The 26,311-nt window shown below is 68.3% G+C and carries 26 protein-coding genes, 1 tRNA gene and 1 pseudogene; 15 read left to right on the top strand and 13 right to left on the bottom strand.

Features of this window, described 5'->3' with window-relative positions; translation table 11 throughout:
- The first annotated feature begins 15 nt into the window (after positions 1-15).
- From ACQP00_RS49785 to ACQP00_RS49770, 4 genes are all read left to right on the top strand, one after another.
- Positions 16-1,056, top strand: a complete 1,041-nt coding sequence (locus ACQP00_RS49785; RefSeq protein WP_433211064.1) for an alpha/beta fold hydrolase — start codon at positions 16-18, stop codon at positions 1,054-1,056.
- Between the two features lie 6 nt (positions 1,057-1,062).
- A complete protein-coding gene (locus ACQP00_RS49780; RefSeq protein ID WP_433211061.1) occupies positions 1,063-1,926 on the top strand; it encodes a DUF3152 domain-containing protein in 864 nt (287 codons plus the stop codon).
- 41 nt (positions 1,927-1,967) lie between these two features.
- A complete protein-coding gene (gene moeZ, locus ACQP00_RS49775; RefSeq protein WP_433211058.1) occupies positions 1,968-3,146 on the top strand; it encodes an adenylyltransferase/sulfurtransferase MoeZ in 1,179 nt (392 codons plus the stop codon).
- 86 nt (positions 3,147-3,232) lie between these two features.
- Complete coding sequence (locus ACQP00_RS49770) at positions 3,233-4,030, top strand: squalene--hopene cyclase (protein WP_433211055.1); 798 nt, start codon at positions 3,233-3,235, stop codon at positions 4,028-4,030.
- On the opposite strand, the gene ACQP00_RS49765 is transcribed toward ACQP00_RS49770, so the two are convergent.
- On the bottom strand, positions 4,011-4,592 hold the full coding sequence (locus tag ACQP00_RS49765) for a TetR/AcrR family transcriptional regulator (protein WP_433211052.1): 582 nt from the start codon (positions 4,590-4,592) through the stop codon (positions 4,011-4,013). The genes ACQP00_RS49770 and ACQP00_RS49765 overlap by 20 nt on opposite strands.
- An 86-nt stretch (positions 4,593-4,678) precedes the next feature.
- Here ACQP00_RS49765 and ACQP00_RS49760 point away from each other — a divergent pair, with 86 nt between their 5' ends.
- Positions 4,679-5,455 (top strand): SDR family NAD(P)-dependent oxidoreductase, encoded by a 777-nt coding sequence (locus ACQP00_RS49760; RefSeq protein WP_433211049.1) that lies wholly within the window; start codon positions 4,679-4,681, stop codon positions 5,453-5,455.
- Here ACQP00_RS49760 and ACQP00_RS49755 read toward each other — a convergent pair.
- A complete protein-coding gene (locus ACQP00_RS49755) occupies positions 5,425-5,724 on the bottom strand; it encodes an MGMT family protein (RefSeq protein ID WP_433211046.1) in 300 nt (99 codons plus the stop codon). The two genes, ACQP00_RS49760 and ACQP00_RS49755, sit on opposite strands and share 31 nt — an antisense overlap.
- A gap of 52 nt (positions 5,725-5,776) precedes the next feature.
- Here ACQP00_RS49755 and proB point away from each other — a divergent pair, with 52 nt between their 5' ends.
- Positions 5,777-6,877, top strand: coding sequence for a glutamate 5-kinase (gene proB, locus ACQP00_RS49750; protein WP_433211043.1), 1,101 nt, complete (start codon positions 5,777-5,779; stop codon positions 6,875-6,877).
- A 43-nt stretch (positions 6,878-6,920) separates the two neighbouring features.
- Positions 6,921-7,568: a DUF6082 family protein gene (locus ACQP00_RS49745; protein WP_433211040.1), complete on the top strand. Its 648-nt coding sequence runs from the start codon at positions 6,921-6,923 to the stop codon at positions 7,566-7,568.
- Positions 7,569-7,753: 185 nt separating this feature from the next.
- Here ACQP00_RS49745 and ACQP00_RS49740 read toward each other — a convergent pair.
- Both ACQP00_RS49740 and ACQP00_RS49735 read right to left on the bottom strand, forming a co-directional pair.
- Positions 7,754-7,918: pseudogene (locus tag ACQP00_RS49740) on the bottom strand (integrase); the annotation flags it as partial.
- Between the two features lie 1,612 nt (positions 7,919-9,530).
- A complete protein-coding gene (locus ACQP00_RS49735; RefSeq protein ID WP_433211037.1) occupies positions 9,531-10,505 on the bottom strand; it encodes a hypothetical protein in 975 nt (324 codons plus the stop codon).
- A 209-nt stretch (positions 10,506-10,714) separates the two neighbouring features.
- Here ACQP00_RS49735 and ACQP00_RS49730 point away from each other — a divergent pair.
- Positions 10,715-10,775: transfer RNA gene (locus ACQP00_RS49730), tRNA-OTHER, on the top strand.
- 58 nt (positions 10,776-10,833) lie between these two features.
- Here the strand turns inward: ACQP00_RS49730 and ACQP00_RS49725 are convergent.
- Positions 10,834-12,258, bottom strand: a complete 1,425-nt coding sequence (locus tag ACQP00_RS49725; RefSeq protein WP_433211034.1) for a gamma-glutamyltransferase — start codon at positions 12,256-12,258, stop codon at positions 10,834-10,836.
- Here ACQP00_RS49725 and ACQP00_RS49720 point away from each other — a divergent pair.
- Positions 12,257-13,600, top strand: coding sequence for an MFS transporter (locus tag ACQP00_RS49720; RefSeq protein ID WP_433211031.1), 1,344 nt, complete (start codon positions 12,257-12,259; stop codon positions 13,598-13,600). The two genes, ACQP00_RS49725 and ACQP00_RS49720, sit on opposite strands and share 2 nt — an antisense overlap.
- Entirely contained in the window at positions 13,584-15,002 is a 1,419-nt protein-coding gene (locus ACQP00_RS49715) for a pyridoxal phosphate-dependent decarboxylase family protein (protein WP_433211028.1), read from the top strand. Before ACQP00_RS49720 ends, ACQP00_RS49715 begins: the two co-directional genes overlap by 17 nt.
- On the opposite strand, the gene nuoH is transcribed toward ACQP00_RS49715, so the two are convergent.
- The 5 genes from nuoH to ACQP00_RS49690 form a co-directional block, all read right to left on the bottom strand.
- The gene (gene nuoH / locus ACQP00_RS49710) at positions 14,968-15,939 is read right to left on the bottom strand and encodes an NADH-quinone oxidoreductase subunit NuoH (RefSeq protein WP_433211025.1); all 972 of its coding nucleotides are present in this window, start codon (positions 15,937-15,939) and stop codon (positions 14,968-14,970) included. The genes ACQP00_RS49715 and nuoH overlap by 35 nt on opposite strands.
- A complete protein-coding gene (locus ACQP00_RS49705) occupies positions 15,939-16,469 on the bottom strand; it encodes an NADH-quinone oxidoreductase subunit C (RefSeq protein ID WP_433211022.1) in 531 nt (176 codons plus the stop codon). Before ACQP00_RS49705 ends, nuoH begins: the two co-directional genes overlap by 1 nt.
- Positions 16,466-16,975, bottom strand: coding sequence for an NADH-quinone oxidoreductase subunit B (locus ACQP00_RS49700; RefSeq protein WP_433211019.1), 510 nt, complete (start codon positions 16,973-16,975; stop codon positions 16,466-16,468). The genes ACQP00_RS49705 and ACQP00_RS49700 overlap by 4 nt, the downstream gene beginning before the upstream one ends.
- Positions 16,956-17,798, bottom strand: a complete 843-nt coding sequence (locus ACQP00_RS49695) for a fructosamine kinase family protein (RefSeq protein ID WP_433211016.1) — start codon at positions 17,796-17,798, stop codon at positions 16,956-16,958. The genes ACQP00_RS49700 and ACQP00_RS49695 overlap by 20 nt, the downstream gene beginning before the upstream one ends.
- Before the next feature lie 477 nt (positions 17,799-18,275).
- Positions 18,276-18,419, bottom strand: coding sequence for a hypothetical protein (locus ACQP00_RS49690; RefSeq protein ID WP_433211013.1), 144 nt, complete (start codon positions 18,417-18,419; stop codon positions 18,276-18,278).
- Positions 18,420-18,667: 248 nt separating this feature from the next.
- Here ACQP00_RS49690 and ACQP00_RS49685 point away from each other — a divergent pair, with 248 nt between their 5' ends.
- Positions 18,668-19,999, top strand: a complete 1,332-nt coding sequence (locus ACQP00_RS49685) for a toll/interleukin-1 receptor domain-containing protein (RefSeq protein WP_433211010.1) — start codon at positions 18,668-18,670, stop codon at positions 19,997-19,999.
- 69 nt (positions 20,000-20,068) lie between these two features.
- On the opposite strand, the gene ACQP00_RS49680 is transcribed toward ACQP00_RS49685, so the two are convergent.
- A complete protein-coding gene (locus ACQP00_RS49680) occupies positions 20,069-20,302 on the bottom strand; it encodes a GntR family transcriptional regulator (RefSeq protein ID WP_433224305.1) in 234 nt (77 codons plus the stop codon).
- A 734-nt stretch (positions 20,303-21,036) separates the two neighbouring features.
- Between ACQP00_RS49680 and ACQP00_RS49675 the strand changes: the two genes are divergently transcribed.
- Positions 21,037-21,351 carry a hypothetical protein gene (locus ACQP00_RS49675; protein ID WP_433211007.1) on the top strand — a complete coding sequence of 105 codons (315 nt, stop codon included), beginning with the start codon at positions 21,037-21,039 and terminating at the stop codon, positions 21,349-21,351.
- 16 nt (positions 21,352-21,367) lie between these two features.
- On the opposite strand, the gene ACQP00_RS49670 is transcribed toward ACQP00_RS49675, so the two are convergent.
- Both ACQP00_RS49670 and ACQP00_RS49665 read right to left on the bottom strand, forming a co-directional pair.
- Positions 21,368-22,057, bottom strand: coding sequence for an HAD family hydrolase (locus ACQP00_RS49670; protein ID WP_433211004.1), 690 nt, complete (start codon positions 22,055-22,057; stop codon positions 21,368-21,370).
- The gene (locus tag ACQP00_RS49665) at positions 22,054-22,920 is read right to left on the bottom strand and encodes a GntR family transcriptional regulator (protein WP_433211002.1); all 867 of its coding nucleotides are present in this window, start codon (positions 22,918-22,920) and stop codon (positions 22,054-22,056) included. The genes ACQP00_RS49670 and ACQP00_RS49665 overlap by 4 nt, the downstream gene beginning before the upstream one ends.
- Before the next feature lie 132 nt (positions 22,921-23,052).
- On the opposite strand from ACQP00_RS49665, the gene ACQP00_RS49660 reads away from it, so the two are divergent.
- From ACQP00_RS49660 to ACQP00_RS49650, 3 genes are all read left to right on the top strand, one after another.
- Positions 23,053-23,283 carry a DUF6284 family protein gene (locus tag ACQP00_RS49660; RefSeq protein ID WP_433211000.1) on the top strand — a complete coding sequence of 77 codons (231 nt, stop codon included), beginning with the start codon at positions 23,053-23,055 and terminating at the stop codon, positions 23,281-23,283.
- On the top strand, positions 23,280-23,993 hold the full coding sequence (locus ACQP00_RS49655; protein WP_433210999.1) for a hypothetical protein: 714 nt from the start codon (positions 23,280-23,282) through the stop codon (positions 23,991-23,993). The genes ACQP00_RS49660 and ACQP00_RS49655 overlap by 4 nt, the downstream gene beginning before the upstream one ends.
- A gap of 140 nt (positions 23,994-24,133) precedes the next feature.
- Complete coding sequence (locus tag ACQP00_RS49650; RefSeq protein WP_433210997.1) at positions 24,134-26,233, top strand: cell division protein FtsK; 2,100 nt, start codon at positions 24,134-24,136, stop codon at positions 26,231-26,233.
- The last annotated feature ends 78 nt before the right edge of the window (positions 26,234-26,311 follow it).

Here is a 26,311-nt window from a genome sequence, read left to right as displayed (position 1 = left end):
GGGCACACTTGGAGCATGAAGCGCGCGACTCTTGTCCCAGAGTTCACCGTCCCGTCACCCGAGGACCTGCCCAAGCGGTGGCCCGGGCGGGAGGTCGAGCTCGATGGATCGGTCGCGTACGTGCGGGACACGCCGTCGCCGTCCCCCACCGCGGAACCCGCGGTCTACGTGCACGGCCTCGGCGGCTCGTCGACCAACTGGACCGACCTGGCCGGCATCCTGGCCGCGCGCACGGACGGGGTGGCGCTCGACGGGCAGGCCATCGACCTGCCCGGATTCGGGTACAGCGGCCGGGCGCGCAGCTACACCATCGACGCGATGGCGTCCCACGTCATCCGCTGGATCGAGTTCAGCGACCGCGGCCCGGTCCACCTGTTCGGCAACTCGATGGGCGGCGCCGCGATCGTCAAGGCCGCGGCCAGGCGCCCCGACCTGGTCCGCTCGCTGACCCTGATCTCCCCGGCGATGCCGTTCCTGGACCCGCGCCGCTCGTTGCAGGGCCGGGTCGTACCGCTGCTGCTCCTGCCCAACGCCGCCCGCCTCGCCGCGCGGCACATGTCGTCGATGACGCCCGAGGTGCTGGCCGACATGGTCATCGACTCCTGCTACGCCGATCCGACCCGCTACCCCGAGCAGCGCCGGCTGGAGGCGATCGAGGAGGCCCGCCTGCGCCATCAGGTGCCGTGGTACGCCGAGGCGTACGTCGGCAGCCTGCGCGGCCTGGTCGGCAGCTTCCTGCGGGCCTACCTGCCGGGGGAGGGCTCGATCTGGCGGTCCGCCGCCAGGATCACCGCGCCCACGCTGGTGATCGCCGGGCGGCAGGACAAGCTGGTGGACATCCGCACCGCGCCGCAGGTCGCCCAGCTCATCCCGGACAGCCGGCTGATGATGCTCGAGGGCGTCGGCCACGTGGCGCAGATGGAAGTTCCACGCTCGGTCGCCCGTGCCGTCTTCGGCCTGCTGGACGAGGTCACCGTGGGAGCCACCGCGCCGGTTGCGGTACAGGTGCAGGAGCCGGTCCGCTCGCGTGTCGCCCGGGTGCGCATGGCAAGCTGAGCGTCGATGGTGAGCCGGCTGATCAGTGACCGCCGGCGGGAGCCGGCCGCGCTGCCGAGCGACCCGACGGCCGCCCGTGAGGTCGTGCGCGCGGCCCGCCACCGCCGCCGGATGGAGGCCCGCCGGCGCCGCTACCTCATCGCCGGGCTGATGGCCGGGGCCGGGCTGCTCGCCGCGGCCGGCCTGACCCGCCAGCTGTTCTTCGCCGGTACGTCCGACCCGGCACCGACCGCCGCCGTGCGCCACGAGCAGCCGATGCTCGCGCCGCCCTCGCAGCCCGCCAGCCCGCCGCCCGAGGCGGGTGCGGCCAAGGGCGACGGCACGTTCGCGTACGCGACCACCGACGGGCCGGTGGCGGGCGGGGCCGGGGGACTCAAGAAGTACCGGATCGCCGTGGAGAACGGGGCCGGGCTGCAGGCCGACGCGTTCGCCGCCGCCGTCGAGAAGACCTACGCCGACCCGCGCGGCTGGACCGCGAGCGGCCAGCTGCGCCTGCAGCGGGTCAAGGGCGAGGGCGCCGCCGACTTCACCGTGTTCCTGGCCACGCCGGTCACCTCGGAGGCGATGTGCGGCACGGCCGGGCTGCACACCGACGGCTACAGCTCCTGCCGCATCACCGGCAAGGTCATCATCAACCTGGCCCGCTGGAACACCGCCATCCCGGACTACGGCGCGCCGGTCGCGGACTACCAGACGTACGTGATCAACCATGAGACCGGCCACGAGCTCGGGCACGGCCACGAGGCCTGCCCGGACGCCGGTAAGCCCGCGCCCGTCATGATGCAGCAGACGTACGGCCTGAAGGGTTGCGTCGCCAACAGCTGGCCCTACGTGGACGGGAAGCCGTACACGGGCCCCCAAGTGCCGTAGCTCACTCGGGTTCGGGGCCCTGGCGAGGCAGAATGAGAACCATGTCGCTGCCTCCCTTGGTCGAGCCCGCCGCCGACCTGTCGGTGGACGAGGTCCGCCGCTACTCACGCCATCTGATCATTCCCGACGTCGGGGTGGCCGGGCAGAAACGACTCAAGAACGCGAAGGTGCTCTGTGTGGGCGCGGGAGGCCTCGGCTCGCCCGCCCTCATGTACCTCGCGGCCGCCGGCGTCGGCACCCTCGGCATCGTCGAGTTCGACACCGTCGACGAGTCCAACCTGCAGCGCCAGATCATCCACGGCCAGTCGGACATCGGCCGGCCCAAGGCCGAGTCGGCGCGGGACTCGGTGCTGGAGATCAACCCGTACGTCAACGTCATCCTGCACAACGAGGCGCTCTCCAACGACAACGTCATGGAGATCTTCGCGCAGTACGACCTGATCATCGACGGCACCGACAACTTCGCGACGCGGTACATGGTCAACGACGCCGCGGTGCTGCTGGGCAAGCCGTACGTGTGGGGCTCGATCTACCGCTTCGACGGCCAGGCGTCGGTGTTCTGGGCCGAGCACGGCCCCTGCTACCGCTGCCTCTACCCGGAGCCGCCCCCGCCCGGCATGGTGCCGTCCTGCGCCGAGGGTGGCGTGCTCGGCGTGCTGTGCGCGTCGATCGGCGCGATCCAGGTGACGGAGGCGATCAAGCTCCTGACCGGCATCGGTGAGACGCTGCTGGGGCGCCTGATGGTGTACGACGCCCTGGAGATGGAGTACCGCAAGATCAAGCTCCGCAAGGACCCGAACTGCGCGATCTGCGGCGAGAACCCGACCGTGACCGGGCTCATCGACTACGACGACTTCTGCGGCGCCGTGTCGGACGAGGCCCAGGCCGCGACGGTGGGCTCGACGATCACCGCGACCGAGCTCAAGGACTGGCAGGACTCGGGCAAGCCGATCGAGCTGATCGACGTCCGCGAGCCGGCCGAGTGGGAGATCGTCCGGGTCCCCGGGGCGCGGCTCGTGCCGAAGGGCGAGTTCCTCAACGGCAACGCGCTCGCCGGGCTCCCTCAGGACAAGCAGATCGTCTTGTACTGCAAGAGCGGCGTCCGTTCCGCCGAGGCCCTCGCCGCCGTGAAGGCCGCGGGGTTCAAGGACGCGGTACACGTGCAGGGTGGCGTGGTGTCGTGGGTCAAGACGGTCGACCCGTCGCTGCCGATCTACTGATGGCCATACTTCTTTCCCAGTGATCAACCGGACATCGCCCGGCTCGACCCATGTGGTCGGGCCGGGCGAGCGGTAGTCTGCGGCGCATGGTCGACCTTGACGCCGCGATCGGCTACGTCGTCGCCCACGGCGACGCCGTGGACCGGGCTCGCCTGGCCTGGCTGCGCACCGGTCAGGCCCCGTCGGCCGACGTCCTGGACCGCGCTGAGATCGGCCAGGCGTCCACGGGCGGCTGGCCGGCGTACCAGGGCGCGCACGTCGCCTCGATCGACGCCACCTGCTTCCGCCTGGCCGAGCTGGACGACCTCGGCGCCCTCGCCCGCCCCGCGGCCCGCCGCGCCCTGGGCTGGCTCGGCCACAGCCAGCGCCCCGACGGCATGTGGGAAGAGGACGAGTCGCTGGCCGGCATCGCCCCGCCCTGGGCCCAGCCCGGCGACGACGAGGCGCGGCTGTTCCTGACCTGCAGCGCGGCGTACTGGCTGGTCGTCGGCGGCCCCGCCCCCGGCGACGAGCACGAGCACGCGGCCCGCATCGCCCGCGCGGCGGAGGCCTTCCGCGCCTCGCTGCGCCCCGACGGCAGCTGGCCGTCGTTCCTCGTCACCGGCTGGCTGGGTTGCGCCGTGCTGTACCACCTGGGCTGGTTCTACGAGTCGGCCCAGATCCAGGTCGCCCTGGCCGACCGCGTGCCGTCGATGACCGGCGCCGACACCGCCTGGCTCTACTCCTCGCTGCGCCGCATCGGCATGTCGACCGAGGACTGGCTGCTGGGCGCGGCCCGCAAGCGCCTGATCGAGACCCAGCGCAGCGACGGCGGCTGGACCAGCGACGACGGCGACCAGTTCAACGTGCACACGACGCTGCAGGCTATCCGCGCGCTGCGCTGAGCACCTCGACCAGCGCGGCGTCCAGGGCCACGCGCAGCGCCGTCGAGTCGCCCGTGGCGAGCAGGATGCCGACCCCGCCCTGCACCGCGGCCAGGATGACGAGCCCAGTCTTCTCCGGATCCGCCGCTCCCGACCGGCGCGCCCCCTCGATCAGCTTCTCCTGCCACGTCGTGAGCAGCCCGGACACGATCGGCCGAACCTCTGGGTTGCTCGGAGCAAGTTGCCGCGTCAGCGCCGCGAGCGGGCACCGCGTCCCCTGCGCCTCATAGCGCGCGATCACCGCGTCCCGCCAGGCCACCCAGGACTCCGGCGGGCCGAGGGAGCTGAGGTGCGGCTCCTGATCGGGCAGTACCGCGGAAGCCTCATGCTCGGCGACGGCCAGCAGCAGCCCGGAGCGGCCCGCCGGGAAGTAGTGGAACAGCTGACTCTTGCTGGTGGCGGTGGCCGCGCGGACGTCGTCGAGCGAAACCTCGTCGACCCCGCGCTCGCGCAGCAGCACCGCCGCCCCGGCCACGATCCGGTCCCGGGTCGCGGCTCCCTTGGCGGTCAAGGCCGTGCTCATCCCCACATCCTAGTCGCTTGGACCATTCGGTCCAGACAGTGCTAGGTTCGAGTGGACCAAACAGTCCAAGCCTGGAGTTGTACCGCATGAGCCGTCTCGCCCACCGCACCGCCCTCATCACCGGTTCGACGAGCGGCATCGGCCGCGCGATCGCCGAACGCTTCGCCACCGAGGGCGCCCACGTCATCATCACCGGCCGCCGCGAAGAGCTCGGCCAGGAGGTCGCCCGCAAGATCACCGCCGCCGGCGGTCAGGCCACCTATCTCCCCGCCGACCTGACCGCCGGCCGCGCGGCGATCGAGGCCTTCGCGACCCGCGCCGGCGACGTCGACATCCTGGTCAACAACGCCGCGTACCTGGTCGGCGGCCGCCCCACGCCCGACACCCCGGAGGACGTGGTGGACGCCGCCCTGGCCACCAACATCAAGGCCCCGTATCTGCTCACCGCCGCCCTGGCCCCCCGGATGCAGGCCCGCGGCGCAGGGGCGATCGTCAACATCGGCTCCATCAACGCGCTGACGGGGATGCCGGGCAGCGCGCTGTACAGCGCGACGAAGGCCGCCCTGCACGCACTGACCGCGGCCTGGGCAGCCGAGTTCGGCCCGCACGGCATCCGCGTCAACACGATCGCGCCCGGCCCCACGGACGTCGAGTGGGCCACGTCGATCCGCCCCCACCTGGAGCGCATCGTCGCCACGGTCCCGAGCCGCCGCCTGTCGAGCCCGTCAGAGGTCGCCGCGGCCGCGGTCTTCCTGGCCTCGGACGAGGCCTCCCACATCCACGGCGCCACGCTCCCCGTGGACGGCGGCCTGACGACGGTCACCGCCCACGGTCAGTCCCCGTCGGGCCACCAGGCGGCGTAACGCATATCCACCTTGTCCCCGCGCAGCGGCGTGCCCTCCCGCTTGTGCCGCCGCAGCGCCTCCTGCTCGTGACCGGGCACCAACCGCCCGTTCGCGGCCACCACCCGATGCCAGGGGACGGGCCCGCCATAGTGGGACATGACCGCCCCGACCTGGCGAGGCCCGCCCCGGCCGAGGTATTCGGCGATCGCGCCGTACGACATGACACGCCCCGGCGGAATCCGCTCCACCAGGGAGAGAACCTGCTCGGTGTACTCCTCGTCGGCCACGATATGGGAACCTACCGCGCTGGTGCTCCGGTCAGACGGCAAGATTAGCCCCGTGCGAGAACAGGTCACGGAGGCAAGGCGAATCGTCGTCAAGGTCGGTTCGTCCTCCCTGACCACCGCCACCGGCGGCCTGGACTTCGCCCGGGTGAACGCCCTGGTGGACGCCCTGACAGCCACCCCGGCCGAGGTGGTCCTGGTCTCGTCGGGCGCCATCGCCGCCGGCCTGTCCCCACTCGGCCTGCCCCGCCGTCCCAGAGATCTCGCAACTCAGCAGGCCGCGGCCAGCGTCGGGCAGGGCCTGCTGATGCGCGCGTACAACGACGCCTTCGCCAACCACGGCCGAGTCGTGGGCCAGGTCCTCCTGACCGTCGACGACGTCACTCGCCGGGCCCACTACCGCAACGCGTACCGCACGCTGCGCCGCCTGCTGGACCTGAAGGCCATCCCGATCGTCAACGAGAACGACACGGTGGCCACCCAGGAGATCCGCTTCGGCGACAACGACCGCCTGGCCGCTCTGGTGGCCTCCCTGGTCCACGCCGACCTGCTGGTCCTCCTGTCCGACGTGGACGGCCTGTACACGGGCGACCCTTCCCTCCCGACGTCGTCCCCCATCACGGACGTCCGCACCTTCGCCGACCTCGACGGCGTAGACATCCGCCGCCCTGGCAAAGCGGGGGTCGGCACCGGCGGAATGGTGACCAAGGTCGAGGCGGCCCGGATCGCCACGACGAGCGGCATCCCGGTCGTGCTGGCCTCGGCTCCCCAGGCCTCGGAGATCCTGACCGGCCAGCCGGTCGGCACCTTCTTCCACCGCCAGCGGGAACGTCCGCAGGCCCGCTTGTTCTGGCTGGCCCACGCCACCACCCCGCGCGGCCGCCTCGTCCTGGACGCGGGTGCGGTGCGGGCCGTGGTCGGCGGCCACGCGTCGTTGCTGCCGGCGGGGATCACGGCGGTGGACGGCCGCTTCGCCGCGGGCGACCCGGTCGACCTGGTGGACGGCGGCGGCGTACCGGTGGCCCGCGGCCTGGTCAACTACGACGCGACCGAGCTGCCGCCACTGCTCGGCCGCTCAACGGGCGACCTGGCCGCCGAATTGGGCCCGGCCTACGAACGCGAAGTCGTGCACCGGGACGACCTCGTCCTGCTCTAGCGCCCTTGCGTCCCGCCTTGACCTGCCTCCCTAGCATCAACGCATGTCGAAGTGGATCCGGGCGTCGACCTTCTTGCTCAGCTTCCTGGTCATCCTGTTTCTGCTGATCGAGCTTCCGTTCATTTTCGACCTCCTTGGTGGCACGACCGAGAGCTGGAATCGCCTCTCGCTCATCGGGCAGGCGTACGGCTCGGTATCGGCGATCATCTCGGCCGTGGCGCTGGCCGGCGTGGTCGTGTCGCTCAACGTGCAGCGCCAGCAGACCCGGATCGCCGCGCAGTACAACTTTCGGCAGCAGCACTTCAGCCTCATGAAGGCCGCGCTCGACGACCCGGCGTTGATGGCATGCCTGGGCTTCAACCGGGACGTCGACCCGGAGCGGCGTCGGCAGTTGGTCTACATCAACATGCTCACCGCGTTCTGGTACTCCGCGTGGCTCGTCGGCGATCTGCGCGACGCGGAGCTCGTCGCGAACCTCAAGCACGAGACGTTCACGACCGACATGGGCCTGCTCTGGTGGGAGCGCGCTCGCGAGTTCCGTGTCGTCGCCCATGAACAGGACCTCTCACGGTTCGACCGAATCGTCGAGCAGGTCTACCAGGAGGCGCTGGCTTCGCTGTGTTCTTTAAGCGCCGCCTTTATTTCCTCCTCGCTTCGCAACTTGAGCCATTTGTTCTGCGCAAAGGGGTAGGTGGTTAGCCACATATACTCCCGCTCGGAGTCAACGCCAGAAACCCGGGTGAAGAGCGCTTTCGTATGTGGCCAGCCATGTGCGGCCGTAGCCAGCCGTTCTCGGCTGTCCACGGAGAATACGCGGAGAAATCTCTGCGCTGGTGAGGCGGCGTCCTCCCTGGTCACGCCCTTGTCGTCATCGCCACCCATCGCGTCCTCGATGCGCCGGCGTGCCGCCGCTGCCTGGCCCACGATGCACTTGGCGTACACGCGTAAGAGCACAGCCACGCTGTGACCGGCCCACTCGGCGACCTGGGTGGCCGGCACCCCGGCGCTCAGCCACGTCGACACCATCGCGTGCCGGAGGTCGTCCAGCACAGCCGCACGCCGCGACTGGCATCGCCGCCAGAGCCGGGTGCCAGCCTCGGGCTTACTGCCACCCTCTTTGTTCGGTTCAGCCGCACCGCCCAGTGGCTTGGCGATCTCGCTGTACCGTTACTTCGCACGCCCCGCAGCCCCGCCCGCATGCACCAGCCAGTGTCATCGCACTGCGGGCAGAGCCGACACACTAGTTCTAAGCATCAGTTTTCAAGACGGCGATAGACCATCGACCGATCTTTAGGCTCAGGGCCGTAGATTGCCCCGAGGACTCCACACTGGTTTCCTCCTTGGCAAGCCGGGCCGCCGCTATTCGAATACGTGCGAGACGATCCAAAGACCTGGCGGCGTGCTTATCGAATTCAGAAGCAACCTTTGAGCATAGCGATCGATACGCACGCCACATTATTACGAGACATCCTAAATATATGGCGGGCATGGCAACAAATACACCAATGCTAACCAAACCGAATATCTTGTCTCTACCTTCGAGCCGACCCCTTAGGAATCCCCAAATGGCAATTGCCGTGAAGATTGCGAACGGAATCTGAGAGGCGACGAACAGCCTTGTTGGCCGCCACGGCCCGCGCCAGCGAAGCCACGCCCTGAAGCTAATAAGCTGGCTGCGGCGTCGGAGCTTCGAGGCAACTCCAATGACCCGCGCGAGCCCAACCTCCATGCTAGCGATTTTTGCCGCTGTTAGTATGGGCGATTCCATCCCGACAACGAGGGCGGCCACGAGCCGCGCCCGCATAGAGTACAAGCCGGACCTCCCAGCCATATCTCTGGCGACGCTACGCCCAAGCTGGAAGATAGCCACGACTCCGAACGCGCAGAAGATTACTCCAGGTGCGGCCTTGTCATCCGTAAGAAAGTTGACGCCTACACTGACAGCAAATGCGGCTAAGAACGACGCTATCGGAAGGTGGAGTGTTGCAAAGCTTACGTCTCGACCAAGATAGTCAATTCGTCGAAAAAATTCATATCCCCACCTGACTGACACAAGACTCAGCAGACTAAGCATCAACACTTGGGCAGTCAGAAATAGGGAGACCGCCTCAGACACAAGTACGATTCCCGTAAACACGTCAAGCATCAGTGGGCGCTCCGAGCATCATATCGGCCAGTAACCGAGGTCGAGTCATCGTAGCTCCTGCGTGGATCTACCGGCGGACATCACCTAGGAACGATGATCAAATATGTCGTGCGCGCCGGCGGCACGCATTAAAGAACATGGTGCATGCCATACTTCTAGGCCACAAAATGCGTATTGCGGCGCGGTAGTGCTGTTTTCTGCACCCGTCGGAGTCACGCTGTGAAGGACTCTCAGCGTCGCTGATCATCCGGGCCATTTGGCGGTAAGGCGCCGGGTGGTGCGAACGCGCTCCTCTCGATCGTCCGAACCTCCGTGCTGCTGTAGCATCGGCCGTGCCTGTCCACGCTTGGGTTCAATGCGCGTCAGAACAGGGGGCCGCTCTCCGCCCCGATGGGCATCCCCCAGTGAGGCCCTTTGGTGAAGCCCGGCTGAAACGAAAGGTTGCGCCGAACGGTGGACCAACGGTCCGTTGGAACGCCAGTCAGCCAGCAGACCGCAGAGGGCCCGTTATTGCGGCGCCGGCTCGTTGCCATGCCCCTGAGCAACCTTCGGGTGTTCGGGAAAGGAAAGCGAATGGAGGTGTGGGAACCACACCTCCGAAGGCATTGGAGGCTCGACTGGGATCGCGGGCGGCGGGGCGTTAGCGTCGGTTGCCCGCCAGGAAAGCCTGGTCTCTGTCGTTCCAGGCATCGTCGTTCCCACCCAGACCACTGGCCGGCCCACAAACGACGCCTCTCCCGCCCCATAAAGGCGCCCACCAAGACGGGCCATGGTAAGGACAACCTCGTCCTGCGCGAAGGTGAAATCTCCCCGAATTCCCAGGCGGACGATGAGATGCAATGTGTCGGTTTCGATACGCTTCAGATGGTATCCGAGACCTCCGATAGCCAGCTCCAACTCGAACGCCTTCAAGTCGTCGCGGTCCGGGCGATGGTGCGCCTCAACACCGAGCCACTTACCCACTGGCTCTAGGTATGCAGCTTCCCGGGCCAAGAAGGCCAGCGGTCCGAGAAGTACGCCACTTGGGTCGTAAATGTCGGCATCCGGTTGGCCCGGCACCGCGACGATTGCGCCATCATCTCCGTGAACATGAAGGGTGCACCGGGTCGGCTGGTAGTTGATCGAGTCCACGTACAACCGCTTCACCACGGGCTCGCCGTCAACCTCGACTATTTCGGGCTGAAGCGCCTCAACCTTGCCCTCCTCCAGGCCTACCCTGGTCAACGCTCTGCGGCTAAATCCCGCCCTGGACACCAGCACAAGCTTGTTGGTTGGCAGCCTGCGATGTTTATCGATCTGCTGCTCTACCCACTCGACGGACGCTGGCCTTCCCCGCTGGTTTACCTCCAGTGAAATTACGACGTGATCACCATCCGCCTTAGCCTCAACAACGATGTCGACTTCACGCAGCCCGAGAACCGGGTCATACAGAAGCTTCGACTCCGAGACCGTCACGCCGGGTCCGGCGTAATGCTGGCGCACCAGATGCACGATCGCCTGGAATGGGGTCGTCCGCCGTGGCATCTCAATAGAATAGCCCCCGTCTACGACTGCGGTACACCGGCGGGATGGCGCGTTGAGGACAGCGGCGTGGGCATGCGGGCCTCCATCAATTCGAAGATCAACAGCCTTACGGAGAATGCCCGGAGATTTACGCCGCTGCGAGTACTTCGTAGCAGGTCACGGACGGTGGGAGCCTGAGCGGTAAATCCGTCGCGAAAGGCTACAGAGGTTCGAATCCTCTACCCGCCACTGGCAGTACAGAGGCCCGCGACCAGGTTAACCCCCGGTCGCGGGCCTTTCCCGTCGGTCACGACAGCAGTCGCCCAATGCCGCCGCGCCGCGGGTCGCCCGCCGCGCCGGCGACCCCCACGGCGCTGACCCCGCCGAAGTAGTGGTCCATCTTGTCCCAGCGCTGAATCTTGTACCCGGCCTCCTGCAAGGCCTCCAGCTCGTCCTCCGGATACCCCGGCTCCGCATGCACCAGGTCCGACACCACATGGAACCGCGGACGGTGGATGGCCGAGAACGTGTCCGTCCCGTCGACGAGCGTGTTGATCAGAGCGTGCAACAACGCCGTCCGAATCCGTGTAGCGCCGGCCGACCCGATCGCCAATAAGAGCGGTCCATCCGGTGCGGTCACCACAGTCGGGCACATGCAGGACGCCATGCGCTCCCCAGGCAACGTCCCCGGCCGGATCAGCTCGCCCTCGCCCAGCATCGAGTTCAGGTGAATCCCCAGCCCATCGAGCCAAACCCCGGACCCGATCCCCAGCGTCAAGGTGATCACGCAAGCGTTGCCAGACGGGTCAACCACCGAGATGTTGGTCGTGTCCCCCAGCCGCTGCGTCCCATAAGCCCGCAACGCGTCCGCCAAAGCCACCGCCCGCGCCGGACGGGTCATCGACTCCAGGTCCGGCAGCGACCCCAGCGTCACGATGAAGTCGTTCAGATCCGGCCGGGCGGACACGGTCAACCCGGCCAGCGAAGCCGACGCCACCGGCTGTGCCAGCACCCGGTACGAGGCCAGATCAGTAGGCGTCAAAATCCCACCACCCGCGGCGATGGTCGACACCATCTGCCGCCCGATCCGCCCCGTGTAGAACGCCCCCGGCCCCTCGTCCGCCAAGATGCCCAGCGCCAGGTCCAACCCGGGGTGATACAGAAGGTCCCCACCCGACAGCAGCCGCCCGGCCGGCGCGTACACCTGCGAGCCGAGCCCAGGCAGCATGGCCGGCGCCAAGGACTCCAGCGTCGCTGCGTGCGGCTGCGGCAAGAGCGTCCCCGAGCGGGCGAGCGACAGGGCCGGCGCCACCACCCGGGGCCACGCCAATCGGCCCCAGCGCTGGTGGATTGCCCCGGCGCCGGCCGGAACACCGGGGACGCCGACGCTCGAGGCGCCGATCTCGTACCGCTGCGGCACCCCGCCGAACGCCACCGCGATCGGTTCCATGGGGGCCGCGGGGCGCTCGGCGTCGAGACCGGGAACCGAGCAGAAGAAGTCCAGGCAGGTCGTCGTGCCCGTGGCGGCCTCGTAGAACGTGGCGAAGCCGCCGCCCGCGATGCCGGTCAGGACGCTCTCGGCCACGCAGCTGGCGAGCATGGCGGCTACGGCGGCGTCGGCGGCCGTGCCGCCGTCCTGCAGGATGCGCAGGCCGACCTCGGTCGTCGCTGGATGTCCGGCGGCGACGCCCGCAGAAATTGAGGAATTCTCGCGGTAGCATCCGTGGACCATGGACCACCCGTCGGTTTCGCTGCCCGGTCGCGTGCGGGCGGGGTACGCGCTCGGATCGCTCGTCACGGGCGCGTTCGGCACCGTGCCCGGTTTGTTGCTTCTGCCCTACCTGACCGACACCCTCGGGGTCGCGGCCGGGGTCGCCGGGCTGCTCGTGCTCGCACCGAAGGCATGGGACGTGCTCATCAACCCGGTTGCCGGGAGAATCTCCGATCGTACCCGCACTCGATGGGGGGCCCGCCGACCATTTTTGCTCGGGGCCGGACTTGCCGTGGCGGTACTGTTTGCGCTGATTTTCGCGGCACCGGTGAAAAGCGGGGTATATGTCGCGCTGATGTTCCTCGCCACGGCCACGGCGTACGCGTTCTATCAGGTGCCATATGTCGCGATGCCCGCCGAAATGACCGATGACTACACCGAGCGGACCCGCCTGATGACCTGGCGCGTCGCCCTGCTGGCGGTCGCCATCCTGGTGTCGGGCGCGCTGGCCCCGGTGGTCACGAAACAGTTCGGGGACGGCATTCCGGGCCATCGGGCCATGGGAGTTTTCGTGGCCGCACTCATCGTCGTCGGTACCCTCGGCAGCTTTTTCGGCACCCGCAAGGCCCCCGTCGGCGCCATCACGCAGAGCGAGCCGAGCCTGGGCGTGCAGCTGAAAACGGCGCGGGCCAACAAGGCGTTCACCCGATTGCTCATCTGCTTCATCATTCAGGCGGCCGGAATCGCCACCATGCTGGCCGGAGTGAGTTACTTCGCCACCCAGATCCTGGCCGATCCGGACACGGGATCGACGCTGCTCTTCGCGTGTTTCGTCGGGCCGGCGCTGCTCGTCATGCCGCTCTGGTCGCGAATCGGCGCGAAAATCGGCAAACTCCGCTCGTACGTCCTGTCCTCCATGGTCTTCGCCACTGCCGCCGCCCTCATCGCGCTGGCGCCGGTGCTGCCCAACGCCGTCGTGTACGTGCTCACCGGCCTGGTCGGCTGTGGCTACGCCGGACAACAGGTCTTCGGGCTGGCCATGCTGCCCGACTGCATCGCCTACGACGCCGCGCGCACCGGCCGCCGCCAGGCCGGCGTGTTCACCGGGCTGTGGACGGCCGGGGAGACGTTCGGCCTGGCCCTCGGCCCCGGGATCTTCGCGCTGCTCCTGGCCGCGACCGGGTACGTCTCCAGCGACTCCGGCACCGCCGCGGCGCAGACCGACACCGCGCGAATGGGCGTGCAGCTCGGCTTCACGGTGATTCCGGCCGTTGTCGTCGCATTGGCGCTGTTCACTCTGCGAGGCTATGACCTGAACGAAGCGCGACTGTCGGAGGGCGAAGCACTTGAACGCACTGCCTGAGCGAGGCATCCCGGCCGGGGAGGTGCTCGCGGAGCTCAAGGAGCTGCGCGGCCACGACCTGCCGACGCACGGCGGCCGGCTGTTCGCCTACGTGTACGACCCCGGGCTGGCCGGCCTCGACGACCTCGCGGCCGCCGCCCACGCGCTGTCCTCGCACGTCAACGGGCTCGATCCGACCGCCTTCCCGTCGCTGCTCGCGATGGAGAACGACCTCGTCGGGGCGGCCGCGCAGGTGCTCGGCGGCGACGAGCGGAGCGTGGGGAGTGTGACCTCAGGCGGTACCGAATCGCTGATTTTGGCAGTGAAAGCGGCCCGCGATGGACGGCCCGAGATCGACCGGCCCCGTTTGGTCATGCCGGTCACCGCGCATGCGGCGCTGGCCAAGGCCGCGGCCTATCTGCGCGTCGAGCTCGACACCGTGCCGGTCGACCCGGTGTCGCTGCGCGTCGACCCGCGGGCGGTGGCGGCCGCGATCACCCCGGAGACGGTGCTCGTGGCCTGTTCGGCGCCGTCGTACGCGCACGGGCTGATCGATCCCGTCGAGCCGATCGCCGCCGCGGCCCAGGCGGCCGGGGTGCGCTGCCACGTGGACGCCTGCTTCGGCGGGTGGACGCTGCCGTACCTGCGCCGGCTGGGCGAGCCGATCCCGCCGTTCGACCTGTCGGTGCCCGGGGTCACGAGCATCTCCGTCGATCTGCACAAGTACGCGTACGCGCCCAAGGGCGTCTCCGTGCTGCTGCACCGCGATGAGGCCCTGCGCGCGCCGCAGTACTTCGGCTACGCGAACTGGCCCGGCTACACCATGGTCAACCCGGTCATCTCCTCGACCCGCTCCGGCGGCCCGATCGCCGCGGCGTGGGCGACCCTGCGGCACATCGGCGACGACGGATACCTGGCGCTGGCCGCGAAGACGCGCGACGCCACCCGCGACATCGCCCACGCGGTGGCGCGGATCGAGGACTTCACGGTGGTACCGACGGAATCGACCGTCGTCGCGTTCATGTCGTCCGGCGTCGACCTGTTCGTGCTCGCCGACGAGCTGGCGGCGCGGGGCTGGCACACGCAGCCGCAGTTCCGGCACGGTGAGATTCCGGCATCGGTACACCTCACGGTGACCGCGGCCGTCGCACCGCGGATCGGCGAGTTCGAGGCCGACCTGTCCGCCGCGGTCGCCGCGGCCCGCGCGCACGGGCCGATCGAGCTGCCCGACGGCATCGTCGAACTGCTCGGCAGCGCCCCGGTGGAGCAGATCGCGGCCGCGCTGGGCGTCGGCGAGGGCGGTGGGCTGCCGGAACGCATGGCACCGATCAACTCGCTGCTGAATGCGGTCGATCCGGCAGTACGAGAGCAGCTTCTTGTGGCTTTTCTCAGTCTCCTGCAGCGACCTTCACGGCGGCCGTGAGCACGAGCTGGGCCAGCGCGGCGGGGACCAGGACGAGCCAGCACAGGCGCTGGAGCTGGTCCTCGCGCAGGCGGGGGTAGGAGACGCGCACCCAGATCACCACGAACGAGACCGCGAAGATCTTGATCAGCGTCCAGGCCCAGCCGAGCTCGGCGTCCAGGCCGAACGGGCCCTTCCAGCCGCCGAGGAACAGCACGGTGGTGAGCGCGGCGATGACGACGATCCCGACGTACTCCGCGAGCAGGAAGAACGCGAACCGCAGCCCGGTGTACTCCGTCATGTAGCCGAACACCAGCTCGGAGTCCGCGATCGGCATGTCGAACGGCGGCCGGCGGATCTCGGCCAGCCCGGCGATGAAGAAGACGAGCATGGCCGGCAGCTGCCACAGCAGCCACCAGGGCCGCCACGCCTCGACGATGCCGGAGAGCGACAGGGTGCCCGCCGCCATCGCGACCGAGAGCGCCGAGAGGATGAACGGCAGCTCGTACCCGAGCAGCTGAGCCGCCGCGCGCAGGCCCCCGAGCAGCGCGTACTTGTTGGCGCTGGACCACGCGGCCATGAGCACCGCGACCACGCCGACGCCGACCACCGCGAGCACGAAGAACAGCCCGATGTCGAGCTTCTGGGCGACCAGCCCGTTGGGCCCGAGCGGGATGACGAGCAGCACGACCAGGTACGGCAGCAGCGCGATCACCGGCGCCAGCCGGAACACCGCCCGGTCGGCCGCGCGGGGCGTGATGTCCTCCTTCTGCACGAACTTCACGCCGTCGGCGACGAGCTGGGCCCAGCCGTGGAAGGCCCCCGCGTACATGGGCCCGAGCCGGCCCTGCATGTGCGCCATGACCTTGTGCTCGGCCTGCCCCACGATGAGCGGCAGGGTCAGGAAGGCGATCACGACGCCGAGCACGCGGATCGCGACATCCAGCCAGACCGGCATCACTTCGGCCACTCTTTGGGATCCGGTACTCCCGGCGGCCGCATCGGCGCCCGCTTGCTCACGGTGTGCTCGCTCTCCCCGGGCTCCTTCGCGCCGGGCCAGGGCTTGGCCACCCGCGAGGCGAGCACGAACTCCTTGCGCAGCGGATGCCCCTCGAACTCGTCCGGCAGCAGCAACGGCTTGAGCTCGCCGTGCCCGGTGAACCCGATCCCGAACATCTCGTGCGTCTCCCGCTCGTGCCAGGCCGCACCGGGATAGAGGTCCTTGACGCTCGCGATGGCCGGCGCGGAGCGCGGCACCTCGGCCCGGATCAGCACGCCCTGCTTGCGCTGGATCGACCAGAGGTGCACCACGAGCGTGAACCCGCCCGGCAGCTCGTCGACGGCGGAGAGCCAGTCGAAGTAGTCGTACCCCTCGCGCTTGGCGGTCTCGATCGCCTCGGCCCACCGCTCGGCGGGCACGTCGACGGTCGGCCGGGCGAACTGCCCCCCGCCGCTCTCGGACGTGTCACCCAGGTCGGAAAGGCTCATGGCTTCACCGGCGGCGCCGTCAGTGCCTTGACGTCGGGCCGCGGTGTCCCGCCCAGCCCGGCCTGCTCCCCGGCGATCTTCTCCTGCAGCCGCATGATCCCGTGCAGCAGCGCCTCGGGCCGCGGCGGACATCCCGGCACGTACACGTCCACGGGAATGATCTGATCCACGCCCTTGGTGACCGAGTACGAGTCCCAGTACGGGCCGCCGCAGTTGGAGCACGCCCCGAACGAGATCACGTACTTCGGCTCGGGCATCTGGTCGTAGAGCCGCTTCACCGCGGGCGCCATCTTGTCGGTCACGGTGCCCGACACCACCATCAGGTCGGCCTGCCGCGGCCCATGGGCGAACGGAATCACCCCGAGGCGCATGAAGTCGTGCCGCCCCATGGAGGTGGCGATGAACTCGATGGCGCAACAGGCAAGCCCGAAGTTGAACACCCACAGCGAGTAGCGCCGACCCCAGTTGAGCACGAACTTGATCGGCTCACCCAGCACTCCCGACATGGCGACAGCGTACTCGTGCCACGGCCTCTTCGATGCGGGGTAGGAACGTCCCCCGTTCCCCTTCGACGGCGATCACCGCCAGATACCCGTGCAGGCGCCACAGCTCCTTCCGCTCGGCGAAGCCTTCCTCGATCGGCCGGACCTCCCGATACCCGTCGAACAGCGCCGCGGGAACGGGCGCGAAGTAGTCGACGAGCGCGAGGTCGGCCTCGGGATGCCCGTAATAGGGCGCCACGTCGATGAACCACGCCTTGTCCGCGCTGGTGAGCAGGTTGTTCTGCTGCGGATCGCCATGCAGGAGGCTCGGCACGGCATCGGGCATCTCGGCGCGCTCGACGGCTTGCTCGATTGCTTGGGTGAGTTCTTTCGGGAGGCTCACTTGCTCGAGCCTGGGCCGGATGCGGCGCTCCCGGTAGAAGTCCCGCCACTTGTTTGACGCAACGGGCCGATTGTCCTGCGGCAGCGGGCCGAAGAAGCCATCAAAAGCGTCAAGGCCCCATTTTGTACTTTTTGTGCCGTGCAGGGTCGCGAGAGCCCGACCGACGCCGCGCCATTGCTCGTCGGTTCGCTGGGCCGCGGGGACTTCGTCGATCGCCTCGAGCAGCAGCACCGCTTGGTCCTGGTGCTCAACGATGGCGATCGGCTTCGGGGTGGCCACGTGCCGGCCGACGAGCTCCAGGCCCTTGATCTCGGCCTCGAAATGCGTCCGGTCCCCGAGCTTCGCGAACACCCTCGCTGAACCGGCGCGATAGATGCCGGCCGGGTGAGACGCCAGGTCATCCAAGGAGAAAAAGCCGTCCACGCGGCCGATCACGGCGCGCACGGCTTCGAGGACGTCCGGCTCTTGGGGTAGGTGCACGACTCATAGAAGCAAACCGCGGTCTCGCAGGAGATCGGCGGCCAGGTCCTCAACGAGCGCCCCCGCCGCCCTCACCGCGTCGTCGATGCACGCCGACGTCACCCCAGAGGTTGTGGATGAACACGGGCCACGCGTCGGCCATTCGAAGTCGTCGACATGGACGTACAGGTCGGCCAGGTCTACTCCGAACGACTCGGGCCATCGCAGGTCACGGTGGTCTGCGAGCGCGGTACGAGAAAGGCCCGCGACCTGGGTTAACCTGATCGCGGGCCTCTGTACTGCCGGTGGCGGGTAGAGGATTCGAACCTCTGTAGCTTTCGCGACGGATTTACAGCCCGCGATGCACACTGGTGCTGGTCTGCGCAAACGACGAGGGAACCTCACCCGTTGCCGCCCGGTTGCCGGCTACGCCAGACGACAATCGGGCCGGCGCGGCACGGACTACACCGTCATGGCGAAGAGCACAACCGCGGCGACCGCAGCCGCCACGCCGAGGGGGCCGCGGAGGTGGGGGTACCGGTAGCACAGCGCGCAGACCCCGACCAAGACGACCGCCAAGACGATCCACGCCTTGTCAACGTACATTTGAGTACACCTCCGACCGGGGGCGTCCGCGCCTCTGATCGGGCGCCCGTAAAAAGATGAGCTTTACAGCTCGGTTTACACGACAGTACGCCAGCCGCCATGGCGCTTCAACCAGGGGGCCCTTGTTGAGCTCGCAACCCATTCCTGTACAATCCGCCTCCGCCCGCGCGCTGTTCTCGGCGCTGCGGTCGCTGCACGCCGCCGCGGGCGCGCCGAGTAGCCGCTCAGTGGCTCAGGCGATAGGGGGCATGAGTCACACGACGGTCAACGCCGCCCTGCGGGGCACGAAGATGCCCTCATGGCCAGTTTTGGCGAAGCTGGTTAACCAGCTCGAAGGGGACGAAGAGCATTTTCGGCATCTATGGGTAGCTACCCGAGAATCGGACAATTTGGCTGATTCAGCTTTCGATGCGCCCGGTGACGCTGATGTTATGCGCCGCACCGACGTATCTGTTTTCGCGTCATATGCGCGAATGGATGACGAGTCGAGTTACGGTCGAATCTCGAAGTTCATCGAAGACCTAGGCAGAACGTACAGCAGCATTACCGGTTTGGACGTTGGGGTATTTAAGGACACGAAGTCGATTGCGCCTGGTGAGGATTGGAAGGATCGGATTCGTCTCGGTCTGGCGTCGTCTTCAATCTTCCTCGCGTTCATTTCGCCCTCATATCTCCGCAGCCCGAACTGTCGGGCGGAGCTGACCGAATTTTTGGCATTTCTGACTGCTAAGTCGACCCAGATGCTTGTCATCCCACTTCTCTTCTTCCCTGCTTCGCGCATCAAGAAGATGTTCGGGGACGATAGTCTCTGGCAGCAGTTGAGTAATCTAAACTACCTTGACATTTCAGATCTTCGACACGAGGAAACGGGATCATCTCCATGGCTTCGCAAGGTCGAGGATATTGCTGAGAGAATAGAGGAAGTCCTTAGCGCGGCGGATGTCGAGGATTCCAGTGCGCGGACTGGCTCTGGCTCTGGCTCCGGCTCAGCGCCGGCGGCAAGGCTAGCGGGTGGGGCGGTGGCTCCACTCGCCCGTCCGTCTTTGGAGTACATGACCGAGATTGAGCAGGCCACTCCCCAGACGGTGGAGGATCTTCAACGAGTCCTCACCCTGATGGAACAGTTGGGTGCCGAGGTGACTGCGTTTGGTCCGCAGGCGAATCGCGCCAAGACCTTCTCGCAGAAGCTGAATCTGACGAAGCGGCTGGCTAAACGGATCGATCCAATTGCTTCCGATCTCGAGTCGACAGCTTTTAAAGTTAGGGACGCTATTGCGGGCTGGGACGTAGCTGTTCGTGCGATCACCGGTCAGATGATCGAGGATCCAAAGATGGCTAGCTCACCGGACGGTGAGTCCTTCATCCGGGCAATTGAAGAATTTTCAGGGGCTGCAGAAATTGCTGGTCAGCTAGGCGAGTTCTACGCCGTCATTGGTGGTGGCAAGGGTCTATCCAAGGATCTAGACAGGCCGCTTGGAAAGATTCAGGACGCTGTGCTGCATCTGGCAGAGATGGTTGCCATGGTGAATGGCTGGCGCGATGAGCTCGAAGTCTTGTCGAGCTACGGATCTGACAGCTAATGGCTCTGTTCGCCGGTTCTTCCCTAGGTGCGGCAGCTGTGGCTAAGGTGTACGACGGCGAATGCCTGCTTAACGCTGGTCGGTCACGAAAGTTCCGCGCTGTGGGACGGTGAAGACCAGGCCGCGTTCACGGAGCAGTTCGACGGCGCGGCGGGCGGTGCCCCGGGCTACGCCAAACTCCTGTTGAAGGGCAAGTTCGCTTGGGATCGGCCGGTTGGGCTGTAGCTCGCCGGCCTCGATCCGCTGCTGGATGATGTCGGCGATCTGCACGTATACGGGCGTGGGGCCGTCCGGATCGACCATGTCGGCAACGTAGATGTGCAGGTACATCAGCGATCCTTTAGCTACGTCTCTAGACGTACATGTACGTACAGTCCTACACTTGTGCCTGCGGGCATGCGGCGGCGCAGATACCGCCGTTGTCATCCTCATCGTCATCACGGGTTGGCACCTGAGCTGCGAAACCCTGCAGCCGCGACGGCTGAGGCGGGCGTCCGTAACGGCGCCGGGGGAGGCCAATGCGCAGGGAGGCACCGCAGCCCGGCATTGCCACGCCCACCGAATTGCCGAGCCTTAAGTTGGCCACGGTTGTCACCAGAGCCGAGACGATTGGCGGTGGCCTCGTCCTGGTCGTCATCGACGACGTACACCGACTGCATCTTGTCAGCGGCCCCGACGACAGGGCGGTGGACGCAATCAGAGGAGCGCTACGGCTTGCCTCCAGTGCGTCCGTACACGCTCGTCAGCTCGCCGCCGAGCTAGCGCAGACCATCGAGCTGGAAGTCGGAGACCGGCATCTATCGGCGCGGCCGGAGTGGGACTGTGTCCGATGTAGCCGGCCTTGGCCATGCCTGTCGACCCGCCGCCGGCTTGCGGTCGAGTGCGGCCATGATCCCGCCGCGCTAACGGTCTTGATGACGCTGCGGCTAGCCGAGGCGTCGGCAGACCTCGGCCCTGCGGCTCTGCCGGGTCTCTACGACCGATTCCTGGGCTGGCTCCCGGAGCCGCCAGCCCATCCGCACGCTAGGGAGCGTTGAGTGATCACTGATCAGGAAGTCGTCGAAACGCCGGGCGGGGAGCCGCCGGCCTGCACGGTCCGCTTCGACCGTGTGTCGGGCTGCGGGGTCAACATCGAGGTGCACCAGAGGGGAGAGACGCCGCTGATCGCGTTGCGGTTCGTGACCTTCCTGCACATCCGCAAGTCGCATGAGCTGACGCTGGACCAGGTCGAACAGCTTCGAGCAGCGCTGGACGTGGTCAGCCGGAACGTCCGCGGTCCCTACGCGTTCTCCTCGATCCCGGAGACGCGGGAGGACACGGACGAGCCGGACGAGTCCGAGGAGGACGAGTAGGTTCGGCCCGCCCGACCTACCGCAGGGCCAGGAGCGCGGTGGCGATGTCGCCCATGCTGGTCAACACGATGTCGGCGCCCGCATCGGTGAACCGCTGGACCTTCGGCGGCTTGTTGGCGTAGGCGATGACCGGCACGCCGGCCGCGTGAGCGCCCTCGATGTCGAACAGTGAATCGCCGATCAGGACGCACGCCGCCGGCTCGACCTCAAGCGCGGTCGCCGCGCGCCAGAGCGGCTCTGGGTTCGGCTTCATCCGCTCGGGCCGCGCGTAGGCGCGGCCGGCAACGTAGGCGATGTGCCCTGCGAGCCGATGGGCAGCCAGGTACGCCTCGATCGCGCCGGCTGAGTTGTTGCTGACGATCGCTACGGGCCGCCCGGACTCCCGGGCGGCCACGATCACCTCACGCCCGTACCGCTCCGGGATCGCGGACTTCGCGGCGAGCAGCTCGGCGCGGCACAGCCCGTCCTCGACCTCGCGGAGCAGCTCGGGCTTGCCGAGCGTCGCGGACCAGCGCAGGACCTCCATCGGGTCCGTCTCGGACTGGATGTCGTCGGCGAGGTCGACGCCGCGGGCTTCTAACAGGTTGAGCAGCTCGGCCGCGACCTGCAGGGCCGGGTAGCCGCCGAAGATGCTGCACACCGGCCCGTCGAAGTCGAGCAGGATCGCGCGGCTGCGCGCGAGCAGCGAGCCCAGGTCGTCGCTCATCCCTCGTACTCCCTCGCCACGCTGCTCCACACCGACTCGAACCACTGCTTGGAAGCGCCGACGAACTGGGTGCCGTGCGAGGTGTCCTCGTCGCTGACCTGGTAGTTGAACAGCGGCACGTCCTTGCCCAGCAGGTCGTAGATCGCCAGGGGCTCGCCCTTGTGCGCCACGGTCCGCTCCGTCACCGGGTAGAAGCCGAAGAACACTTCGCTGTCGTTGATGATGTACAGCTTGAACAGCGGCGATGCCGAGTGCTGCCGCACCGTGACGGTGGCGGACTCGACCAGGCCGAGGTCGCCGAGTTCGTGCACCTGGTCGACGATCGCGTCCAGCGACCGGTGGGCGATCCGCTCCATCCGCTCGCGCACGATCGGATCGTCGGCGCCGGTTTCGGCTCGTGCGGGGATCGCCATCGGTACGCCCATGTCGGACACCATGACCCGGATCGCGATGCGCTTCGGCGCGAGCTGGCCGGCGCGCACCCGGTCGAGCACTTCGGCGAGGGCGCCCTGGAGGGTCTCGCCCGAGAAGCCGGCGAAGTCGATGGTGACCTCTTCGCGCTCGAAGGCGGCCTCGAGGTGCGGCCGCAGCTCGACCGGCCGCTGGGTTTGCGCGCGCACGAACACGCCGCTGCCCTGCCGCGACACGATGAGCCGCTCCGCGCGTAGCGCGTCGAGCGCGCGCTTCACCGTCTCCCGGGCCACGCCGTAGTGCTTGGCGAGGTCGGGCTGGGACGGCAGTTTCTCGGCCGGCCTGAGCCGCCCGGTCAGGATCGCCGCACGTAGTTGCCGGGCAATTTGGTTCGCAGCGCCTGAGGACTCGTCGGGGTCCAGTTCCCCCAGGTAATCCAGCTCATCGACCATGGCCCGCATCCTACAGCCTGACTAGCCAAACTAGAAAACTTGAGTTGGACGGCTTGACTTGTCTAGCCAAGCGCATTTACCCTCATCTCAGCGAACTTGACTAACCAAGTGAGCCAAATTGAAGGAGAGTACGTGAGGTACCCCGACGAACCCACCGATGCGGAGCTCGCGGCCATCGATCGCGAGTCCGACCTGATCGAGGCCGAGGTCGCCCTGGTCGACGCGGAGATCCGGCTCCTGGTCGCCGAGCCCGGCCCGTCCGTCCTCGACTGGCACCGCGTACGCCGCGCCGAGGCGCGCGTCATGCGCGAGCTGCTCAAGCTGGCCGCTGCCGGCATCCGGCCCGAGGCGGTGGCGGCGTGAAGGGCCGCGGCTGGGCCTACGCCGGCGCCGGCCTCGGCGGCGCCGTTTCCGTCGCCGCGAACGTCGCCCATTCCTACGTCCCGCCCGCCGGCAGCGAGCCCGGCTGGTCCCCGGACTTCGGCGCGGTGGTCGGCGCGGTCTTCTGGCCGATCGCGGTCTTCGTCGCGGTCGAGATCCTGGCCCGCGTCATCTGGCCGACCGGCCGCGCGTGGACCGCGCTGCGCTTCCTGGGCCTGCTCCCGGTCGCCTTGGTCGCCGCGGTCGTGTCGTACCGCCACCTGTCCGGCCTGCTCCAGTTCTACGGCGAGGACGACCTGACCACGCTCATCGGCCCCCTCGCGGTCGACGGCCTGATGGTCATGGCGACCGGCGCGCTCATCGCCACGGGCCGCCGTCAGCCACAGCCCGAGCCCGTCATCGAGCCGGCAACGGCACCGCAGTCCGAGCCGGTTCCAGACCCGGCAGTTGTACTGCCGGAACCCGCCCCGTCGGCCCCGGTACCCATCGCCGAGGCCAAGGCTCAGTCGCGCAAGACGGCCCCGAAGCGCCAGCCGTCCGCGGCGCAGCGCATCGCCACTGCGGTGGCGCGCAGCCCGAAGGCGAGCGACGCGACGATCGCCGCGCGGCTCGGCCTGAGCGAGGCCACCGTCAAGCGGCACCGTCGACAGGCTGTCGACAGCGTGTCGACGCCGACCCTCAAAGCCGCATGAGCCCCGCCGGCCGCGCCCCGCACCGCGCCCGACCAGCCAGCTACGCCACGGCACACGACCTGTAGGTCTGCCCGGAGCGCGGCCAGTCGGCCTAGGAACCTCGGCCGCGCTCCGGCCCCTCACTTGGAGGAAGCCTCATCATGCCCAGCGACAACCCCTTCGACTGGCAGCGGCACGAACAAGAACTGGCGGATGTCGTACAGCTCCACCCCGACGACCAGGACACCCCGACCCTCGTGGACTCGCCCGCGGCGCAGCGCCCGACCACGCTCGCCACGACCGCCCGGCGCGGCGAGCGCCGCCCGGTCATCCCGTCGTGGCTGCGATCCCGCGCCGAACTGGCGTACACGGTGCGCTGGTCGCTCGGGTACACCGGGCACGTCAGCGCGTATCACGCGGTACGACTGCCGAAATATGCCGGCAAGCTCGCCATCCGCGCACCGCGCGGGCTGCTGAAGATCCTCGGCGGGTACGTCCGGTGGCTGCTCGACCTCGAAGGCGAGGCCGTCCGCCAGGCGACCGTGCGCACCGAGGACGCCGAGGCGTACCTGAAGCTCTCCCGCCAGCGCGACCGGCGCGTGCGGTGGCGCGGCATCGTGACCCTGTTCCTGCTCGGCGCGCTCATCCTCGCCGTGGGCGTGCTCGCGGTCGAGCCGTCCTGGTGGCGCTGGTGCGCCCTGGCGCTCGGCGTCATCGTCTGCGGCGCGGTCGGCGCGCCGGCCGATCGGCCGCTGCTCGACACCGCCGTGGTCGCCCCGCGGGTCGCAGCGCTCACGTCCGACGTGGTGATCCGGGCGCTGTCCGTGCTCTCCATCGCCGGTATCGCCCAGGCCCTCGCCCGCAACCCGAAGGCGATCGGCTTCCCGGCGCCGATCACTCGCGACGGCCCCGGCTGGCGCGCCGATGTCGACCTTCCGCCCGGTGTCACGGCGGGGGAGGTCATGGACCGGCGGGACAAGCTCGCGTCCGGCCTCGGCCGCCCGCTCGGCTGCGTGTGGCCGGAGGGCAACGCCGACGTCAGCCCGTCCCGGCTGGTGGTGTGGGTCGGCGACGAGCCGATGTCCGCCGGCCGTCAACCGGCGTGGCCGCTGCTGAAGGCGTCCACGGTGGACATGTCCAAGCCGTTCCCGTTCGGCACCGACCCGCGCGGCCGGATCGTGTCCATGGAGCTGCCGTACACCAACCTCCTGATCGGCTCGATTCCCGGCTACGGCAAGACCGCGGGCATCCAACTCCCGATGCTGGTCGCCGCGCTCGACCCGTACGCCGCGCTGTGGGGCTACGAGTTCAAGGGCACCGGCGGACTCGACCCACTGACGAAGGTCTGCAGCCGGTTCGCCTCGGGCGCCGACGACGACACCGCCGAAGCCGGCCTCATGGCGCTGCGCGAGCTGCGCGCGGAGTGCCAGAAGCGCGCCGCCATCATCAAGAAGCTGCCCAAGGACGTGTGCCCGGACAACAAGGTCACGCCCGAACTGGCCCGGCGCATCAAGGGCCTGCACTGGCTGGTCGCCGGGTTCGACGAGTGCCAGGAACTGTTCGCCCACCCCGAGTTCGGCAAGGAAGCCGGCGAACTGGCCGAAAAGATCATCAAACTCGGCCGCGCCCTGGGCGTGATCCTGCTCCTCGCCACCCAGCGCCCCGACGCCAAAAGCCTCCCGACCGGCGTCTCGGCCAACGTCGGCACCCGGTTCTGCCTGCGGGTCATGGGCCAGCTCGAAAACGACATGGTGCTCGGCACCTCGGCGTACCGCAACGGCATCCGCGCCACCATGTTCGCCAAGAAGGACAAGGGCGTCGGCTACCTCGTCGGGGCGGCCGACGAGGCACAGATCGTCCGGACGTTCTACCTCGACGGCCCGAGCGTCGAACGGGTCTGCGCACGGGCGTACGCCGCACGCGAGGCCGCCGGCACACTCACCGAGCGACCGGCCGCCGAGCCGGCCGCCCGTCGCGAGACGCTGCTGGAAGACACGCTCAGCGTCATCCGCGCCGACGAGCCGAAGGTGTGGATGGAGACGCTCATCGAGCGCCTGGCCGCACTGCGCCCCGAGGTGTACGGCGAGCTGACACGAGACCAGCTCGGCGCAGCGCTCAAGCCGTACGGCATCGCGACCGGCCAGGTGTGGGGCACCGACCCGGCGACCGGCAAGGGCGCCAACCGGCGCGGCATCGACCGCGCCGCCCTCACCGAGGCGGTGGCCCAGCGTAACCGCCGCCGAGGGGATCAAGCCGCCTGAACGCTGCTAGGTCTAGCAGCCCGCGCTGCTAGACCTAGCACCCCCGCTAGCACCCAATCCAAGCCCTGATCAGCGCGC

This window comes from Dactylosporangium sp. CS-047395 (assembly GCF_050942185.1).
Taxonomy (GTDB): domain Bacteria; phylum Actinomycetota; class Actinomycetes; order Mycobacteriales; family Micromonosporaceae; genus Dactylosporangium.
The sequence above is the reverse complement of the archived record's forward strand: the minus strand, read 5'-3'. Positions and strand labels throughout refer to the sequence as shown.

Excerpts from the sequence above, each read along its gene's own strand:
- ACQP00_RS49785 (WP_433211064.1), top strand. The coding sequence starts at position 16 with ATGAAGCGCGCGACTCTTGTCCCAGAGTTCACCGTCCCGTCACCCGAG.
- ACQP00_RS49780 (WP_433211061.1), top strand. The coding sequence starts at position 1,063 with ATGGTGAGCCGGCTGATCAGTGACCGCCGGCGGGAGCCGGCCGCGCTG.
- moeZ (WP_433211058.1), top strand. The coding sequence starts at position 1,968 with ATGTCGCTGCCTCCCTTGGTCGAGCCCGCCGCCGACCTGTCGGTGGAC.
- ACQP00_RS49770 (WP_433211055.1), top strand. The coding sequence starts at position 3,233 with ATGGTCGACCTTGACGCCGCGATCGGCTACGTCGTCGCCCACGGCGAC.
- ACQP00_RS49765 (WP_433211052.1), bottom strand. The coding sequence starts at position 4,592 with ATGAGCACGGCCTTGACCGCCAAGGGAGCCGCGACCCGGGACCGGATC.
- ACQP00_RS49760 (WP_433211049.1), top strand. The coding sequence starts at position 4,679 with ATGAGCCGTCTCGCCCACCGCACCGCCCTCATCACCGGTTCGACGAGC.
- ACQP00_RS49745 (WP_433211040.1), top strand. The coding sequence starts at position 6,921 with ATGTCGAAGTGGATCCGGGCGTCGACCTTCTTGCTCAGCTTCCTGGTC.
- ACQP00_RS49720 (WP_433211031.1), top strand. The coding sequence starts at position 12,257 with ATGGACCACCCGTCGGTTTCGCTGCCCGGTCGCGTGCGGGCGGGGTAC.
- ACQP00_RS49725 (WP_433211034.1), bottom strand. The coding sequence starts at position 12,258 with ATGGTCCACGGATGCTACCGCGAGAATTCCTCAATTTCTGCGGGCGTC.
- nuoH (WP_433211025.1), bottom strand. The coding sequence starts at position 15,939 with ATGCCGGTCTGGCTGGATGTCGCGATCCGCGTGCTCGGCGTCGTGATC.
- ACQP00_RS49705 (WP_433211022.1), bottom strand. The coding sequence starts at position 16,469 with ATGAGCCTTTCCGACCTGGGTGACACGTCCGAGAGCGGCGGGGGGCAG.
- ACQP00_RS49700 (WP_433211019.1), bottom strand. The coding sequence starts at position 16,975 with ATGTCGGGAGTGCTGGGTGAGCCGATCAAGTTCGTGCTCAACTGGGGT.
- ACQP00_RS49690 (WP_433211013.1), bottom strand. The coding sequence starts at position 18,419 with ATGTACGTTGACAAGGCGTGGATCGTCTTGGCGGTCGTCTTGGTCGGG.
- ACQP00_RS49685 (WP_433211010.1), top strand. The coding sequence starts at position 18,668 with ATGAGTCACACGACGGTCAACGCCGCCCTGCGGGGCACGAAGATGCCC.
- ACQP00_RS49680 (WP_433224305.1), bottom strand. The coding sequence starts at position 20,302 with ATGGTCGATCCGGACGGCCCCACGCCCGTATACGTGCAGATCGCCGAC.
- ACQP00_RS49670 (WP_433211004.1), bottom strand. The coding sequence starts at position 22,057 with ATGAGCGACGACCTGGGCTCGCTGCTCGCGCGCAGCCGCGCGATCCTG.
- ACQP00_RS49665 (WP_433211002.1), bottom strand. The coding sequence starts at position 22,920 with ATGGTCGATGAGCTGGATTACCTGGGGGAACTGGACCCCGACGAGTCC.
- ACQP00_RS49650 (WP_433210997.1), top strand. The coding sequence starts at position 24,134 with ATGCCCAGCGACAACCCCTTCGACTGGCAGCGGCACGAACAAGAACTG.